At 62.2% G+C, this 16043-nt stretch carries 10 protein-coding genes; 4 read left to right on the forward strand and 6 right to left on the reverse strand.

All coding sequences use genetic code 11. From position 1 onward, the window contains the following. Positions 1 to 84: 84 nt before the first annotated feature. Positions 85 to 2802, reverse strand: a complete 2718-nt coding sequence (locus tag HGI46_RS05640) for a TonB-dependent receptor (protein WP_168903425.1) — start codon at positions 2800 to 2802, stop codon at positions 85 to 87. A gap of 353 nt (positions 2803 to 3155) precedes the next feature. Here HGI46_RS05640 and HGI46_RS05645 point away from each other — a divergent pair, with 353 nt between their 5' ends. The 3 genes from HGI46_RS05645 (at position 3156) to HGI46_RS05655 (ending at position 6730) form a co-directional block, all read left to right on the forward strand. After that, positions 3156 to 4190, forward strand: coding sequence for a LacI family DNA-binding transcriptional regulator (locus HGI46_RS05645; RefSeq protein WP_168903497.1), 1035 nt, complete (start codon positions 3156 to 3158; stop codon positions 4188 to 4190). 138 nt (positions 4191 to 4328) lie between these two features. Continuing rightward, positions 4329 to 5834, forward strand: coding sequence for an MFS transporter (locus HGI46_RS05650; protein WP_168903426.1), 1506 nt, complete (start codon positions 4329 to 4331; stop codon positions 5832 to 5834). Beyond that, a complete protein-coding gene (locus HGI46_RS05655; RefSeq protein WP_168903427.1) occupies positions 5831 to 6730 on the forward strand; it encodes an ROK family protein in 900 nt (299 codons plus the stop codon). The genes HGI46_RS05650 and HGI46_RS05655 overlap by 4 nt, the downstream gene beginning before the upstream one ends. On the opposite strand, the gene HGI46_RS05660 is transcribed toward HGI46_RS05655, so the two are convergent. The 4 genes from HGI46_RS05660 to HGI46_RS05675 all read right to left on the reverse strand — a co-directional run bounded on the left by HGI46_RS05660 (position 6709) and on the right by HGI46_RS05675 (position 13600). After that, on the reverse strand, positions 6709 to 8031 hold the full coding sequence (locus HGI46_RS05660) for a glycoside hydrolase family 32 protein (protein ID WP_168903428.1): 1323 nt from the start codon (positions 8029 to 8031) through the stop codon (positions 6709 to 6711). The two genes, HGI46_RS05655 and HGI46_RS05660, sit on opposite strands and share 22 nt — an antisense overlap. Position 8032: 1 nt before the next feature. Next, positions 8033 to 9427: a putative 2OG-Fe(II) oxygenase gene (locus tag HGI46_RS05665; protein ID WP_168903429.1), complete on the reverse strand. Its 1395-nt coding sequence runs from the start codon at positions 9425 to 9427 to the stop codon at positions 8033 to 8035. Further along, positions 9424 to 10926, reverse strand: a complete 1503-nt coding sequence (locus HGI46_RS05670; RefSeq protein WP_168903430.1) for a tryptophan halogenase family protein — start codon at positions 10924 to 10926, stop codon at positions 9424 to 9426. Before HGI46_RS05670 ends, HGI46_RS05665 begins: the two co-directional genes overlap by 4 nt. Before the next feature lie 163 nt (positions 10927 to 11089). Continuing rightward, positions 11090 to 13600 (reverse strand): TonB-dependent receptor, encoded by a 2511-nt coding sequence (locus tag HGI46_RS05675; RefSeq protein ID WP_168903431.1) that lies wholly within the window; start codon positions 13598 to 13600, stop codon positions 11090 to 11092. 266 nt (positions 13601 to 13866) lie between these two features. On the opposite strand from HGI46_RS05675, the gene HGI46_RS05680 reads away from it, so the two are divergent. Beyond that, the gene (locus HGI46_RS05680; RefSeq protein WP_206065584.1) at positions 13867 to 14886 is read left to right on the forward strand and encodes a LacI family DNA-binding transcriptional regulator; all 1020 of its coding nucleotides are present in this window, start codon (positions 13867 to 13869) and stop codon (positions 14884 to 14886) included. Positions 14887 to 14890: 4 nt separating this feature from the next. Here the strand turns inward: HGI46_RS05680 and HGI46_RS05685 are convergent, their stop codons facing one another. Next, on the reverse strand, positions 14891 to 16024 hold the full coding sequence (locus HGI46_RS05685; protein WP_168903433.1) for a glycoside hydrolase family 68 protein: 1134 nt from the start codon (positions 16022 to 16024) through the stop codon (positions 14891 to 14893). Positions 16025 to 16043: the final 19 nt, after the last annotated feature.

Below are 16043 nucleotides of genomic sequence, written 5' to 3' on the forward strand. Positions count from 1 at the left end.
GAGTGCCTTCTGCGGGCACTTCCTGGCAACGTCTCTGTCCCCAAAAGGGTGGAGGGGCGGGATGAGGCCGCCCCTCCGGAGGGATCAGAACTTGTAGTTGAAGCCCGCCATGAAGCGGCGCCCATAGGTCTGGTAATTGCGGATCTGCAGCGGCGCACCGTTGTCGACCGAAACGAAAGGCTCGTCGGTCAGATTCTGGCCCTGCACGAAGAGCGACAGACCGTTGAGCGGGCTGTTTTCCTTGAAGTCATAGCCGATCTGCGCATCGACGATGGTTTCCTTCAGCGCGCGGCGCAGTTCACGCTCGCCGCCGAAGCCAACGAAGATGCCCTGGAACGACGAGCGATGACGGGCCGAGACGCGAGCGTTGAAACCGGCCTTCTCGAAGAACAGCGTGCCCGAAGCGACCCAGCGCGAATAGTCTGGCAGATCCATCGAATTCGCGTTCGGACCGGGCTTGATCGAAGTCTTGGTGTAGCCAAGGCCGCCGGTGAAGCCGAACCCTTCAAGCGCCGGGGTGATGACTTCGAACGGAAGCGTGCCGGCGAGTTCCACGCCATAGAGCTTGCCGCCCGAACCGTTGACCGCCGTATTGATCGTGCCGACGAAGTTCGTGATCGGAACCGGGGCAACGATGGGCAGGCCGGTGTAGTCGTAAGGAACGACATCCTTGTAGATGTAGTTGTCGAGCTTCTTGTAGAACATCTGCAGGCCGACATAGCCCTTGCGTCCGAAGTACTTCTCGATGTTCAGGTCAGCTGCCCACGCACGGTACGGACGCAGCTGCGGGTTACCGCCGTTTCCGGTGATCACTCCGCTGTTGACATTGTAGCTGTAGTCCAGGCTGACCTTCATGTCCTCGAAGCGCGGACGCTGGATCTCGCGGGCCGCAGCAAAGCGGACAACCCAATCACCCGGAATGCGGAAGTTGAGGTTGAGGCTGGGCAGGATGTCCCAATAACGCGCGCCGCGGGTGACAGGCACCAGCGATGCAGCTGCCAGGTTCACGAAGCCGCGCGACTTCTGCTCGGTGTTCTGGGCCAGAACGCCGATGTTGCCGTCCATCTCGACGTCGCCGAGCGTCGCCTTGAGGTCGCCCTTCAGGTAGATCGACATCACGCGCTCGGTGACCGAGTAGGCCTTGGCGGGCACGTCCTTCGAGGCATTGAGCGTCTTCACGTAGACGCCGTCCTCAAGCATCCTGAACGGATCGTAACCGATGATCGGACCAGCACCGATGAAAGACAGGTCGGTTGCGCCGGTACGGTACTTCTCGGGCACCACCAGCGACTTCACGCCACCGGCAAGGTTGAGGAAATATTCTTCCGGAGTCTTGGCCTTGGTGCGATCGACATAGGCCGAGCCAACAGTGATCTTGGAGAGGAAGCTGTCTTCCAGCTCCTTGCCGACTTCGATCTGGAAGCTCTTGATCTCGTCGTCGATGATGCGGTCGTTGTAGTAGCCTTCCTGCGAACCCTTCGGCGCACCACCACCCCAACCGAGCGGATCGGTCAGCACGATGGTGTTGTAGTTGCCGTAATCGAGAACGTGGCTGGTGAAGCTGGTGCCGGTCGGCCCGCTGACGAAAGTCAGTGTGTCCGCCGCGCCAACGCCCGCGCCCGGACCAGTGCCTGCGTTGGTTTCGAGGCTCAGTTCGTTGCGGTCCGTCTTCGAATAGCCGAAGTCGAACGAAGCCGACCAGCCATCTTCGCCAGCCCAAGCCGCGTTGAAGCCGCCCGAGAAGATGTCGGAGTTGCGCTCGTAACCGTGGTTGTTGACCACCGCTTCGACGCCGGAGAACGTGCCCTTAGAGATCAGGTTGCCATTGGTCTCGATGCCGGTCGGCGAAAGCTGCGCGCCGCTCCAGGCAAGCGGGAACTCGATGCCGCGCTTGATCTGCTTGTCCTTGAAATTGCCGTAGAAGCCGTCAACCGTCAGGGTCAGTTCGTCGACCGGCTTGAACTGCACGGTGCCCTGGATGCCGAGGCGCTTGAGCTGCGTGGAAACGCCAAACGGCTTCATGCCGCCGATGATCTTGGTGTTGTTCGGGCCGTCGGCGTAACCCCAGGCTTCGAATTCCTGAGCCTGGTAGGGCTCGTCGGTGTAGGCGGCCGACAGTGCCACGCCGAGACGGTCTTCCATGAACTGGCCGACGTAGGTCGCAGTTGCGCGATAGCCGAACTCGTTGCTGTCCTTGTTGACCTTGCCGAGGTCTGCATAAGTGCCGCGGCCGCCGAACGAGAGCAGGCTCTTGCCAAATTCGAGCGGGCGGATCGTCTTGATGTCGACGGTACCCACGAGGCCCTGGTGGACAAGGTTCGCCTGCGGTGTCTTGTAGACGTCAACGCGGCTGACGATTTCCGACGGGAACTGGTCGAACTCGACATTGCGCTGCTCGCCCGTCGAGGTCTGCGGGCGACCATTCAGCGTGGTCGAGGACAGGTCCGCGCTCGAACCACGGATAGCGATCGAGTTGGCGCGGCCGAACAGGCGCTGGGTGGTGAGGCCCGGAAGACGCGCGATCGATTCACCGATCGATGCATCGGGAAGACGGCCGATGTCTTCTGCCGAAACCGATTCCACGATGACCGGCGAGGTCTTCTTGACGTTCACGGCCGTGGCGAGCGCAGCGCGGAAGCCGGTCACGACGATGGCCTGTTCCTGCGCTTCAGGAGCGGTGTCAGCCTGCGCCTGATCCTGTGCCGGGGCAGCATCCTGCGCCATGGCCGGGGTCGCGGCGAGCGCAACCGTGATGGCGGCGAGCGATACGCCCGCAGCAGCGGATAATGTGCGAATTGCCATGTTGAAACTCACTCCCCCAAGCCGGAATGTCCCGGCCCTGAACCTTTTGCGAATACCTGTGCTCGAACTGGGCGGAGCCGCTGATCCCGGCCTTCCGCTCCATTTCGGTTTAAGGGAGCGATGAAGATTGGCGAATATGGCATACGTATACTATGCATGCGCCGGCACCCGGATTGGTTTCAGATGATGCTATTTGGCAACGCTCGAGCTGCGCGCAAAACGCTTAAAAAATGGGCGTTTTCCTTGCGATTCGACTGGCGCAGCCGCCACCCCATTGCATGACCGAAACATCGCGCATAAAGTCGGCGATGACCGACCACGGGACCACACCGGGCGGTGGGAGTGATCGGGATATGGGGCGCAGGCCTTCCAACAAACCAACCAGTTTCGACATTGCCTACCTTGCCGGCGTATCACAGCCCACTGTGAGCAGGGCGTTGCGCGGCAGCAAGTCGGTCAGTCTCGCAACGCGGCAGAAGATCGAGGCTATCGCTCGGCAACTCAACTACACGGTCGACAAGAACGCTTCGTCGCTGCGCTCGCAACGGTCAAACACGCTGGCTCTGCTGTTTTTCGAGGACCCAACGCCGGACGAATCCAACATCAACCCGTTCTTCCTCGCCATGCTCGGGTCGATCACGCGGCATTGCGCCCATCGCGGGCTGGACCTGCTCATTTCGTTCCAGAAACTGGATGACGATTGGCACAAGCGATACCAGGACAGCCATCGCGCGGACGGCCTGATCCTGCTTGGTTATGGCGACTATACGGCATACGAGCCGCGGCTACGCCAGTTGCTCCGATCCGGCACGCATTTCGTACGCTGGGGCTCGGTTGACGACGGCACAATCGGAGCCACGGTCGGGTCGGACAATTTCGGCGCGGGACGGCTTGCGGGCGAGCACCTTCTGGCACGCGGACGAAAGCGGATCGCGTTCCTCGGCCAAGCGGATTCGCACTATCCGGAATTCGAACAGCGCTATGCAGGCCTTGCCAAAGCTGTCGTGACAGCAGGCCTTTCACCCGACCCGGCCTTGCTCGTCGACGCCGTCTCATCGGAAGAAAACGGCTATCACGCCGCGCGCGAGCTTCTATCGCGGGAGGCGCCGTTCGATGCGATCTTTGCCGCCAGCGATCTCATTGCGGTAGGCGCCATGCGTGCACTTTCCGAAGCCGGACTTTCGGTTCCGGACGATGTCGCGGTCGTCGGCTTTGACGACATTCCGGCCGCGGCCTTCACGTCACCTCCGCTCACCACGATCATGCAGGATATCCGGCTGGCTGGCGAAGCGCTGGTGGAAAGCGTTCTCGCGCAAGTCGAAGGCCGCCCGGGCAATCCCCGCGTGCTGCCGGCCCGGCTTGTGGTTCGCGCAAGCAGCGGTGGTTGATCCCCCGGCGGTCTTGGTATTCGTATGCGCATCGATTGCAGGAACGTCCGGTTTCTGCAACTTCGCACGGCCTGCTTGCAATGCAATGGCTGCGCGAGACGGCCACCTGGCGCACGAATAGCGCCCCATGGAGAGCTGATGACCACCTCGATCCGCCAACCCGCAAGGGAGAAACCAAGGCAGAGCTTCTGGGGACTGTGGAACATCAGCTTCGGCTATTTCGGTATCCAGATTGCTTTCGCACTGCAAAACGCCAACGTCAGCCGCATTTTCCAGTCACTTGGCAGCTCCGTCGATGATCTCGCCTTCCTGTGGATCGCAGGACCAGTCACCGGCCTGATCGTGCAGCCGCTGATCGGGTATCATTCGGACCGCACATGGGGCTTCCTCGGCCGCCGTCGCCCCTATTTTCTTGCCGGTGCCGTTCTGGCCGGATTGGCGCTGATCGGCCTGCCCAACACCGGGCTGCTCCTGCTCGCCGCGGCCTTTCTGTGGCTCCTCGATGCCTCGCTCAACGTCGCGATGGAGCCGTTCCGCGCCTTTGCCGGAGACATGACGCCGGACGACCAGCGCGCGCAGGCCTTTGCCTTCCAGACGTGCTTTATCGGGGCTGGCGCCGTGTTGGGCAGCCTCGCGCCGGCGCTTTTCAACTGGCTCGGGATTGCCAACGTCGCTCCTGAAGGAGTGATCCCGCCGTCCGTCCGCTACAGCTTCTATCTCGGCGCGGCAGCAATGATCTTCAGCGTTGGCTGGACGGTGCTACGAGTGCGCGAATACTCGCCTGCGGAGATGGCAGAGTTCGATGCCGACTCCGACCATAATCAGGGCGGAGAGCACCAGCCACTGATCTATCCGCGCCGCGGGCCGTTCTGGGTGATTGCCGGGATCGTCATGCTCGGCTTGGTCGAAACGCTCGCCCTCGACAAGCAACTCTATGTCCTTGGTGCCGGGCTGTGTGCCTTCGGACTGATCCAGATTGGCGTTCGTGCCACGTCGGCCAAGGGCGCGCTGGCGCACATCGTCAGCGATCTTGCCCAGATGCCCGTCCAGATGCGCCAACTGGCATTTGCGCAGTTCTTCACGTGGATCGGCTTCTTTATCGTCTGGATCTACACGACGCCGGTGGTCACCGCGCAGGCATTCGGCGCGACCGACACGACCAGCTTTGCCTATAACGCAGGCGCGGACTGGGTCGGCATCATGTTCGCGTTTTACAACGGCGTTGCCGCGCTTGCAGCGTTCCTGCTGCCCGTCCTGGCCCGCCGCATTGGTAATGCTGCGACCCACGCGGTCGGGCTGCTATGCGGGGCAGCGGGCTTCGTGGGGATTCTACTGATCCGCGATCCGAATGCGCTGCTGCTGCCGATGGTCGGGATGGGCATTGCCTGGGCATCCGTGCTGTCGATGCCCTACGTCATTCTGACGAGAGTGCTGCCGCCGCGAAAGTTCGGGATCTATATCGGCATCTTCAATTTCTTCATCGTCATACCGCAACTCGTAGTCGCTACACTGATGGGCGGCGTGATGCGCAGCTTCTTCCCCGGAGAGCCGCGTTGGACGATGTTGGTTGCAGCACTGATGATGACGGCGGCTGCAGCGGCCATGATGCTGGTGAAGGAAAATGCGAAAGTGACAAGCGAATGAGCGACAAAGGTCTGATCGGAGCGGTCGAAGCCGGCGGCACCAAGTTCGTGCTTGCCCTTGCGACGCATGAGGGTGAAATTCTCGCCCGCACGCGCATGCCGACCAATACGCCTGCCGAGACTTGGCCAGCGATGCAGGCTTTCTTTGAAGAAGCCAGCGCGCAACATGGTCCGATCGCGGCGTTCGGTGTGGCAAGCTTCGGCCCGATCGACATCGACCCGACGTCATCCACATACGGCACTTTCACCACCACGCCCAAGCCGGGCTGGTCAGGCGCACGGTTTCACGACGTGCTGTCCGGATTTGGCGCCCCAATCAAGGTCGACACCGACGTGAACGGCGCTGCGATCGGCGAATGGATGGCCGGCGCCGGACAAGGCTGTCGCACGCTCGCCTATACCACCATCGGAACAGGCGTTGGCACCGGCGTGGTGCGCGACGGGCAGTCGCTGATGGGCATTTCGCATTTCGAAAGCGGCCACATCCAGCCTCCGCGCGATCCGTCGCGCGATCCCTTTCCTGGCATCTGCCCCTATCACAGCGACTGCCTTGAGGGCCTGGCTTGTGGACCAGCCATTGAAAAGCGCTGGGGCACGAGCCTCGACAAGCTCGGGTCAGAGGAAGTGGGCATCGTGGCCGACTACATCGCCCACCTCGCCTCGACGCTCGTGCTGCTGCACATGCCGGACCGGCTGATCTTCGGCGGTGGCGTGATGAAGGCGCCCGGGCTGGTTGAATCTGTGCGCAAGGCCACGGCTGCCAAGATTAATGGCTATGTCCAGCACCCACGCCTCGACTCCGGGCTACAGGGCTACATCGTCACCCCGGGCCTTGGCGATGATGCCGGCATCACCGGCGCCATCGAACTGGGCCGTCAGGCGCTCGAGGCGAGGTAACGGGCAGAGAGCCTGCCGGTGCCACGCAGCGCCCATGCCTCACCGGCAAGGCGATGTTGCAAGGTGAGGCAGTCCGCCCCTGCCCCGGCGACGATCTCGATGCTGCCATAGTCGAGCCAGATCTCGACTGGCCCGACGCCGGTGAGCGCCATTTCGCTCCTGTGATCAAGCTGTGGCGTCACCGCGTCCTTGCGGATGACCTCGATCCTGCCTGCTTTGCAAGCGCAAGCGAGCGAGCGGCCCGCGTCATCGGAGAGCGTGAACGCCCAATCGCCAGCGTCCGCCGTCAGCATGGCGCAACTCGGCAGCGGAAAGCAGCCATGGTCCAGTTCGATCTTCTCGGCATCGCCGAACAATGCGCGGCATGATCGTTCGATCGACTGGACGAGCACGAAACCGCCCTCGCCGCGTCTGAAGGAAAGCCTGCGAGGCAGGCTCATCGCGCCGCGCCAGCCCTGCAGCGGCAAGTGCTTCTGCACGGCATGGTTACCCATCCAGCCAATCCACGTCGGCCGATCCAGGCGATCACGCGGTTCGATCCAGCCAATTGCCGCGTAGAACTCATCGCCATGGTCAGCCACCAGCCAGGCACTTTCGGCCGTGAACCGAACACCATCAAAGCTGCCGACCCGATAAAGAGCGCCCGATCCCGGTGCGCCTGAAAGCACATCGACCTTGAACAGCCAGCGCGTCTGATCCGTGCCTTCAACAGGCAATTCGACGAGGAATGGGCATTCCCACAAGTGCCCCGGAGCACCGTCCGTCGGTATCTCGGACAGCTCTTGCCATGATTTCAGGTCGTCCGATCCATAGAGCAAGGCGCGATTTTCGTCGGACAGAACCACGGCCATGATCCAGCGCCGCGTCGGCTCATGCCAGAACACGCTGGGGTCTCTGAAGTCTGCCATCTGGCGATCCAGCACCGGATTCGCTGCATACTTGGTGAAAGTCCGCCCCAGATCACTGCTTGCGGCAATGCATTGGAACTGGTGCTGTCGATCCGTTCTTGCGCCGGTGTAGATCGCGATTATCGCACCATGTCCCAAACCCGCACTGCCAGCATGATCGATCACAGCCGAGCCCGAAAAGATCATGGTCTGGGCTTCCTCCGCCAACGCGACCGGCAGTTCCTGCCAATGCGCAAGGTCGGGCGAAACGGCATGCCCCCACGACATGTGCCCCCATTCCTCGCCGAAGGGATTGTACTGGTAGAACATGTGCCACTCGCCATCCTGCCAGACGAGGCCGTTGGGATCGCTCAGCCAGTTGGCGGCGGGAGCATAATGATAACGAGGGCGCATCTCAGGCCTTGTCGGGCGAATTGGGGATCGATTGGGCGGGAACGACGTCAAAAGCGATGGTCATTCGTTCTCCGTCGGTGAACGGCACTGTGCCGTGCCACATGGTCGAGGGAAACAGCACGAGCCGGCCAGGCTTTGGTTCAACCGAGCCATAAGGCTCAAGCCCCAGCCCGAGTTCGGGCGGCGGGTTGCCGAATTGCAGGTAACCTGCCGGCGCCGGTCCCCGCTGCGACGCCTCCGGCGCGGTCACATATAGCGCGGAGCTGATCCAGCCCATCGGGTGCGTGTGCGTGGCGTGATAGCCGCCGGGGCGCAGCTTCACTGACCAGCTGCCGGCGAACAGGAACCGGCCTCGCGGCGCGGCGAACAGTGGGTGTGTGGCGTCAGGCGGCGACAATTCATCAATGTAACGCGCGACTGCGGCTTCGATCTTGCTCCTTGCTGCAGCGATCACGGGATCGATCCGCAGGAGCAGCGGCCGTTCGGTCTGGGTGCCACCGCGAACGGACTGTTCGTGCCATGGCTCGTTCATTGTGTGCAACTGACGGAGCGTTCGTGCCAGTTCAGCCAGTTCTTCAGCGCTGAAGCCGAGATCGAACGAACGCACATCGCGCATCCCGCCGTCGAGCCAATCAACGCGGGCATCGCCGAGGAGCCGCCACGCGAGGGAGAGATAGGACCAGAAGGCCCGCATCGGCGGAGTGCCAGCGTGGCGCAGACAGACGTCATGCGCGCGCTCGATCTGTCCGCCGCGCAGGAAGTGCCTCACGCGGGCGAGATCGAGTCCGACATCCTGAACATGCTCCACACCGTCGAACAATGCCGCGTTCTCAGCCGCTTTACCGCTCTCGCTGGCAAGGAACAGCTTGCCGAGCAGCGATGCCTGGCGTTCGCCCAATGCCGCTTCGGCGTCGGTGATGACAGCGCGGGCGCTTTCCCATTGCCGGGCCGTGGCCAGCACATGGAACCACGCCATCCTCAGGCCGAAGTTGGCCGGATCGCGCTCGATCGCGGCAGAAAAGCTGCGCGCAAAGTCCGGATCGCCGGCCGTCGCGCGCATTCCGCAAAGACAGCGATGGCCCTCGATCCAACCGGGATTGGCGGCCAACACGGTTTCCAGTAGAGCTTCTGCTTCTGTCAGCCGTCCTTCCGCCGCCAAGGCTGCGGCGCGGCTGCGCTGAAGGTCTATCCGCTGGGGCTGCAATCTTGCAGCATCGGCATAGAGGTCCGCAGCATTCAGCCCGGCCTCGAACGAGATCTGCGCGAGCCCCAGCGCCACGTTTGGATCGTTCGGAACGGCCTTGGCTGCCAGCAGGATCGCGTCAAGCGCACCGCCAAGGTCCTGCACTTCGCGCAAGGCAATGGCGCGTTGGAACAGGGCTTGCGCCTCGCTCATGCTGCGCAGTTGGCCTGGATGAACTGCTCGTGGGTAGGCTGCTGAAGCGCTGCGTGGTGCATGGCGGCACGGAGCTTGCCCAGCCACTCGCGTCCGTCGATTCCGCGGTAGTCGGCGAGCGGATCGGTCCGCTCGGGAATGTTGCCCTGCCCGATATGCACCGCCAGCCAAGACGGCGCGCCGAACAGGTCGGCATCGCGCTGCACAAGACGGCCGTAACGACGGAAATGCTCGATCTTGGTGTTGAGCGTATCGGGAATATCCATCGCTGCGCAGTAGCGCCAAAGCTCGGAATCATCGCGCGTGGTGAGCTTGTAGTGCAGGATCAGGAAATCGCGGATCCGCTCGTACTCGTTGATGGCGATGCGGTTGTACTCCTCGATCACCATCGGATCGAAGGTGCGGTCGGGGAACAGCGCAAGCAGCTTGGAGATGCCGGCCTGGATCAGGTGAATCGAGGTCGACTCCAGCGGCTCCATGAATCCGCTCGACAGACCCACTGCGATCACGTTCTTCTCCCAGAACGACTTGCGCCGTCCGGTAACGAAACGCAGCGGACGCGGATCTGCCAGCGCCTTTCCATCAAGGCGCGACAACAGCTTCTCCGCCGCCTCGTCCTCGGACAGGAACTGGCTGCAGAACACATAGCCGTTGCCGGTGCGATGCTGCAGCGGAATGCGCCATTGCCACCCGGCTTCCCGCGCGGTCGACCGCGTATAGGGCGTCAAGGGATAGGCATTCTCGCACGGCACCGCCATGGCCCGATCGCACGGCAACCAGTGCGTCCATTCCTCATAGCCGGCCTTGAGCGCACCTTCGATCAGCAGGCCGCGAAAGCCCGAGCAGTCGACAAACAACTCGGCCTCGATCTTGCGACCGTCATCAAGCGTCACCCCCGTGACGAAGCCGGTTTCGGCGTTCTGCTGCACGCTGGCAACCTTTCCCTCGATGCGCGTGACGCCCTTGGCTTCGGAGTACTCCCGCAAAAACTTCGCGTAGAGTCCGGCGTCGAAGTGATAGGCATAATCGAAGGTGGACAGCACATTGCGCTGATCCGGCATCGGCGGAGCAAAGCGGTTTTCCTTTGCCAGTGCCCAAGCCATCGAGTGTTCGTCCAACGGCGCAGTCTCACCGGCTTCGCGCGCCCGCAGCCAGTAATGGTGCAGGTTGACGATATCGAACGCCCGGCCGTGCGGACCGAACGGATGGAAATAGCTGTTGCCAAGGCTGCCCCAGTCGACGAACTCGATGCCCAGCTTGAAAGAGCCTTTGGTCTTGCGAACAAACTCGCGCTCGTCGATCTGCAGGGTCTCGTTGAAGGTGCGGATCGGCGGGATAGTCGCCTCGCCCACGCCGACAGTGCCGATTTCTTCGGACTCCACCAGCGTGATGCTGCAATTGTGCCGCAGCGCTTGCGCCAAGGCCGCAGCAGTCATCCATCCTGCGGTGCCACCACCAATCACGGCGACAGAGCGGATCATCAGATCAGGGTTGCTCATGCGATACTGCTCATTCCGGCATGCCTCTCGTTGGCGTCCCTTCTTTCCTATCGCTCTTGCGGCGATATTGGAACGGAAGGGCGGAACGCGATTTGCGCCCCGCCCCTCCCTCATGCGACCCGAAGTGGCTGGGAAGCGCGATACGCGCGCTCCCCCGCCAGCATCAGAAGTTGTAGCGGACCGAAGCCGAGACCGTACGGCCCAGTGCCGGAGCGCCACCGATGACGACCGGGTTGGTGGTCGGATCAGCAATGCCGCCGTTGCCGCGCAGGTCGAAGGTATCGAACACGTTGTAGACCTGCAGGCCGAGTTCGAGATCCTTCATCGGATAGACGCGCAGCGACGGGTTGAAGATCGCCTTGCCCGGATATTCGAACCCGCCATCGTCGATCGCGCTGGTCTGCCCGGTCATGGCAATACCGACAGTGGCGATATCGCCGATGTCGTAGTTGGCCGATGCCGTGTAGATCAGGTCAGGCAGGTTCGGCGAACGCGTGTAGGACGTGGCGCCTGCCGACTGCCGCTTGGCCTTCGAGTACGTGGCGTTGCCGACGAAGCTGAAGCCACCATTGCGATAGGTTGCGAAGAATTCCGCACCGGTGGACTTGAACTTGGCGTCGATGACGCAACCGCCAGAACCGCCGGGGCAGCGCGTGGCCGAAAGCTCATAGGTCGATTGCTTGAAGTTGCCCTTGAGCAGCGTCATTTCCATCGTGAACTGCCCACCGAGCAGATCGCCACGGCTCTTGATGCCCAGTTCGTGCTGCGTGACGAAGTCAACCGAAGGCGTCACGCCATCTGCCGAGCAGCCATTCTTGCCGATGTCGCTCGCACGGCACAGAGCACCGTCGTTGCGGATCTTGCCGCCTAGGGTCTGGCGGTCGCTGTTGAAGCGGCCACCGCGAGAAGTGCGGGCGAAGATCGTCACGTTCGGCGTGACCTTGAACAGGCCGCCCACGGTCCACGAGGTGTAACTGCGGGTGTAGTTCAGGTTCTCGCGAACGCCATTCGCGGTGATCGCAGGGATGGTCACGCCGTTGCTGTTGATCGGGAACTCGGCCCCGCCGCCGATGGCATATCCGGTCGACTTGATGCGCTCGAAGCGGACCGAACCGTCGAGCCCGAACTGATCGTGGTCGAAATCGAGCGAGAGGTACGGAGCCGTGTTTGCATACGACAGGTCGTAATCGCGAGCGCAGCACTCGCCCCAGTTGTTGTTATAGCCCGACGTACCGGCCTGGGTCAGCTTGTTGCCCGCGCTGTCGAACAGGTCGAGCTGCGAGGGGTTGTCACCGTTCAGTTCGCGCAGCGACTTGTTGACGTGCCAGTCCATCGCGATCTTCTGGTTCATGTAGAACAAACCGGCGCGGGTGGTCAGCTTGCCCGAGGCGACGTCGAACTTGCCAGCCAGGGTCAGGTCATTGGCAAAGCTGCCGATGTCGCGGATGTTGGTGCGGACGTTGACGTTGTTGTCGAGATAGCGGTCGGTAAACAGCTGCCCGGCCTTGGGACCGCTGGCATAACGGATCGCAGCAACCGTCTTGCCGTTAACGGTCGAACCGAGCACCGACGAGGTGAGCGCAGTGTTGAGGAACGGCGAGGCAAACGCACCGCTCATGTTGGTGTAGCGCATGTTGTTGTCGACAGTGATGCCGCCATCGAAGTCGTAGTGGAACTGGCCACCGAAGGACTGCGCCTTGGTGGTGATCCCGTCCATCTTCACGCGCTCGAGGTTGCCCTCGCGATTGTAGATCAGGAAGTCCTGATTGTAGATCGAGTAGTTCGAAGAGTCGCGACCATCGAAACCCGGATAGGGGCGGATGTTGGTCACCTTCTTGCCGGTGATCGTGGCAAGTGCGGGTGCGCCGGTGTAGTTCGGCTCCTGCGTATCGGCCACCTTGAAGTTCAGACGGAAATAGCCGCGGCCCTCGTTGAATTCCTTCGTCAGGTTGCCCTTGATCTGGAACGAGTCAGACACGGTGTAGTCGGCATGAAGCGGACCACGGCCGTTCTTCACGTAACCGCCAATGTGGAAGTACATCGTGTCGTTGATCGGGCCGCCATAGCGGAAGTCGGCGCGGGTCTCGTCATAGCCGAGGCCGCGATTGATCGAGACGAAGCCGCCTTCCTGCTTGCCGGTGTGGCTGATGTAGTTGATGACCGCGCCCGGTGCCTGCGAAGCAAAGGTGCCCGCCGAGCCGCCACGCACACCTTCGATATTCTGCACCGACCCATCGAAGCGGGTCCAGTAGTCGTTGTTGCCGAACTGGATGTCACCGAACAGAACGGTCGGCAGGCCATCTTCCTGGATCTGCACGAACGGCGAACCGCCAGTGGCGACCGGAAGACCACGCACAGCAATGTTCGAGTTACCGCCTGGGCCGGCGGTACCGGCAACCTGGATACCCGGGATGGCGCGGAACACTTCGGCTTCCGAAGTCGGACGGATGGCCTGAATGGTCTCCGACGAAATCGAGCTGACCGACACTGCACTGTTGAGCTGGGTCTTGTCGCGACCCGAAGCAGTCACGACGATTGCGTCGAGACCGGTTGTCTCCGGTGCGGCTTCGGCGCTGTCAGCCTGCGCAGCGTCCTGTGCGAATGCGGGCATGGCCGTCATCGCGCTGCAGAGCGCGACAAGCGAGGCACAGCCGTAGAGGGGTGTAAGCTTCATATTTCCTCCCACCAAGATGCTCCTGCAGCGTCTGCAGGAATCAGTCACCCTCTCCCTAAGACCGACTACAATCGTTTGCAACACGAAATGGCAATCGATTGCATACTTGCAGAAACTTGTGCTCAATACGCCACACCATGCCCATCCTCACCGATCTCCAAGCCACCTAAATCATTGACACGCGCGCCGATAACATCGCATCAATCTCGCGAGGGGCGTTGCGCATGACCGCGCGCAGAAGCGCTTGTGCAGGACATGCAAACTACATGGACGATGTGAAAAAACCCGGCAAGATCAGGAACATTGCAGAGCTTGCGCGGATAGCAGGCGTCTCTGCCGGAACCGTTTCCCGCGCCTTGGCCGACAAGTCACTCGTCAACAAGGAGACGCGTGAGCGTATTCAGGCACTGGCGCGCGAGCACGGCTTTCGTCCGAACCAGATGGCGCGGCGGCTCCGAACGCAGCAAACCGGAGTGATCGGCGTGGTCATTCCGCTCGGTCACGAGCGGCGGCAGCACATTTCCGACCCATTCTTCATGACCCTGTTCGGCTACCTGGCCGATGAACTTACCGAAAGCGGCCATGACCTCATGCTGTCGCGCGTCATACCCGGTGACGACGAATGGCTGGACCGGATCGTCGATTCCGGCATGCTTGATGGCGCGCTGGTCATTGGGCAGTCCAACCAATTCGACGTGATCGAGCGCGTCGCGCAACACTACCGCCCTCTCGTTGTATGGGGCAGCCATCGTGAGGGACAGGCGCAATGCACAGTGGGCGTCGATAACGCGGCTGGCGGCGCGCTTGCGGCACGGAGATTGCTGGCGCGTGGGGCCAAGCGCCTGGCCTTTTTCGGCGATCCCAACGGTCCCGAGATCGCGGAACGCCAGCGCGGCGTGGAGCAGGAAGTCGCCAAGGCGCTCGACGCATCCCTGGTGTGCTTCCCCACCCATCTCGCCAGCGAGGAAATGGCAGCGCAGATCGCAAGCCACCTTGCCGACCTCGACGGTGCTGTGGATGGGATCGTGTGTGCGTCCGATATCATCGCGATGACGACGATTCGCATCCTCCATGAGCACGGGATCTCCGTGCCCGATCAGGTTGCCGTGACCGGCTTTGACGATCTTCCCATCGCCACGCGCATGGTGCCGCAGTTGACGACCGTGCGGCAGGAAATTGCTGCGGGCGCTCGCGCCATGGTCGATGCCCTGCGCCGACGCATCGCCGGGGAAGACGCGCCTTCCACAATCATGCAGCCAGAGCTTATCCAGCGCGAAAGCGCCTGAGGTTTCAGGCGACGGTCACGCTGTCGCCATCGAACCGCAGCTGGAAACGGGGCGCTGGCGTTCCGCCGAAGTTGCTGCGCAGCAACTCGGGGTTCGTGGCGGTGGTGCGGCCTTCCATGCCCCAGTAGTCCACGAAGCTCCACACCACGCCCTCGCCGGTAACCCACCAGCTGTAGGACTGCTTCGCCTCCGCGTCGGGGTTGGCGGCAACCAGACTGGTGCCGTTGATCGGTCGCCACGGCCCAGCCATGCTGTCGGCAACCATTCCATAAAGGCCGTTCGGTCCCGCCACTGCCTCGGGCGCGAAAGTATGCGTCTGGGTCGACCAGAAGAGATAGTATCGCCCGTCGCGCGCGATCACATGCGGTCTTTCGAGTTCGTTGTTCACGCCAACTGCATCGATCAGCGGATCACCGAGAATCCACTCACCCTCCTGCAACGTTGCGATCCCGATGTTCCCGTTGAAGGGGTGATCTGACCACGCCGCGCTGCCGGTGAACAGAATATGCGCCCTGCCCGTGGCCGGGTCGCGCAACCAGGCAGGGTCGCGGAAGCCCTTGATCTGGCCAGGTGCTCCCCTGTCCTGCCGGTCGAGCACATAACGGACCCCGTCGGCCACGACGATTTCGCGCGGCTCGCGCCATGATCCGGGCCCATCGGCGTTGAGCGTGCCCTCGCTCACGAACAGGCGCTGTTCGAAAGTTTCCTGTGGATCCCCGCGGCGGCCGGCGGCGGTAAAGAAGTGTTGTACGGTCTGCCCGTCGTCCATCAAAACGGCTGAGCCCGCCCACTCGCGGCTTCCCGGAGTGAAGCCGTCCGGAAAGGCATTTCCGTGATCGGTCCAGCCATCGTTACCGAATGAAATCAGACGGATACGCGCGTGGCCGTGGCGCTCGACCGGGTCAGCAAAGACCGGAGACGACAAGAAAAACCACCAGTTCCGGCCGTTGTGCTCAGCCGTTCGTCCGTCCTCATGTGCGAGCGGCCAGCAGTCCCACAGGTCGAGGTGATCGAACAGGCGGACGACATCGGATTTGCCGATCAGCGGAATCCGGGGCGGATTGCCGTAACCAGACGGCGCCCAGCGGCTTGCACCAAAGGCAGCATCAGTCTGAACCGGAACGGAAATTTGGGACATTGCAAGCTTTCTCGAAAAG

Source organism: Novosphingobium sp. ERW19, from assembly GCF_012641315.1.
Lineage (GTDB): Bacteria > Pseudomonadota > Alphaproteobacteria > Sphingomonadales > Sphingomonadaceae > Novosphingobium.